We start from the raw sequence: 1,661 nt of genomic DNA, 5'->3' as shown, positions 1-1,661 counted from the left end.
TCTACTTGGTCGACAACTGACAATTTAAAAGTCAGCGTGTAATCGCGCTGACTACGTTTTGCGCCCGTATCCATTGCACCCTCCTGATAAGAAGCCAGAAGGTGTAAACCTTATTCAGGACGAGACAACAGACACAAAAAAGCCCCATCCGGCCTACACCGAACAGGGCTTTCCTACACATCAACCCGCTACTTAAGCAACATTCATGGTCTTGTGCGTATCAATCAAATGCTGCACCACACCCGGGTCCGCCAGCGTCGAGATATCCCCCAACCCGTCGTACTCAGCCGTGGCAATCTTGCGCAGAATGCGGCGCATGATCTTGCCCGAACGAGTCTTCGGCAGCCCCGGCGCCCACTGGATCACGTCCGGCGAAGCAATCGGGCCGATCTCTTTACGCACCCAGTTCTTCAACTCCAGACGCAATTGCTCGGTCGGCTCCTCGCCATTTTTCAGGGTGACGTAGACATAAATGCCCTGCCCCTTGATGTCGTGCGGCACACCAACCACCGCCGCTTCAGCGACTTTCGGGTGGGCAACCATCGCGCTTTCGATCTCGGCCGTACCCATGCGGTGGCCGGAGACGTTGAGCACGTCATCCACCCGCCCGGTGATCCAGTAGTAACCATCGGCATCACGACGCGCACCGTCACCGGTGAAGTACATGCCTCGGAACGTCTTGAAGTAGGTGTCGACGAAGCGGTCATGGTCGCCATACAGCGTGCGCGCCTGACCTGGCCACGAATCGAGAATCACCAGATTGCCTTCAGCCTCGCCCTCGATAATGTTACCGAGGTTGTCGACCAACGCCGGCACCACACCGAAGAACGGCCGCGCCGCCGAACCCGGCTTCAGCGCATGGGCGCCCGGCAACGGGCTCATCATGTTGCCGCCCGTCTCGGTCTGCCACCAGGTATCAACGATCGGGCAACGGGACTTGCCCACATTCTTGTAATACCAGTCCCAGGCTTCCGGGTTGATCGGCTCACCCACCGAACCGAGCAAGCGCAGGCTGCTGCCATCAGCGCCCTCAACAGCGGCCTGACCCGAAGCCATCATTGCGCGGATCGCGGTCGGCGCGGTGTAGAGGATGTTGACCTTGTGCTTGTCGACAATCTTCGCCACCCGAGTGATGTCCGGGTAGTTCGGCACACCTTCGAACAGCAACGTGGTCGCGCCGTTGGCCAGCGGGCCGTAGACGATATAACTGTGGCCAGTGACCCAGCCAACGTCGGCCGTGCACCAATAAACTTCGCCCGGGCGATAGTCGAACACACGCTCGTGGGTCATCGCCGCATACAGCAGATAACCGCCCGTGGTGTGCTGCACGCCCTTCGGCTTGCCAGTGGAGCCTGAGGTGTAAAGGATGAACAGCGCTTCCTCAGCGCCCATCTCTTTGGGCGCGCACACGCTGCCCGCCACTTTCATCAGGTCTTCGTACCAGATGTCGCGATGCTGGTTCCACTTGATGTCGCCACCGGTGCGCTTGCACACGATGACTTTCTGGATGCTGCTGGTTTCCGGGTTGGTCAGCGCGTCGTCGACGTTGGACTTGAGCGGGATCTTCTTGCCGGCACGAATGCCTTCGTCAGCGGTGATCACCACTTTGGATTTGCAGTCGATGATGCGACCGGCCAGGGCTTCCGGCGAGAAACCACCGA

1 protein-coding gene is annotated in these 1,661 nt (G+C 59.4%); it reads right to left on the bottom strand.

The features are described from left to right. Positions 1-192: 192 nt before the first annotated feature. Positions 193-1,661 (bottom strand): acetate--CoA ligase (acs, locus tag AACY11_RS28170; protein WP_339496312.1); only part of this gene is annotated, 1,469 nt, incomplete at its 5' end.

The organism is Pseudomonas sp. RA_105y_Pfl2_P56, assembly GCF_963970845.1.
GTDB lineage: Bacteria > Pseudomonadota > Gammaproteobacteria > Pseudomonadales > Pseudomonadaceae > Aquipseudomonas > Aquipseudomonas baetica_A.
This window is presented reverse-complemented; position numbering and strand designations above follow the sequence as displayed.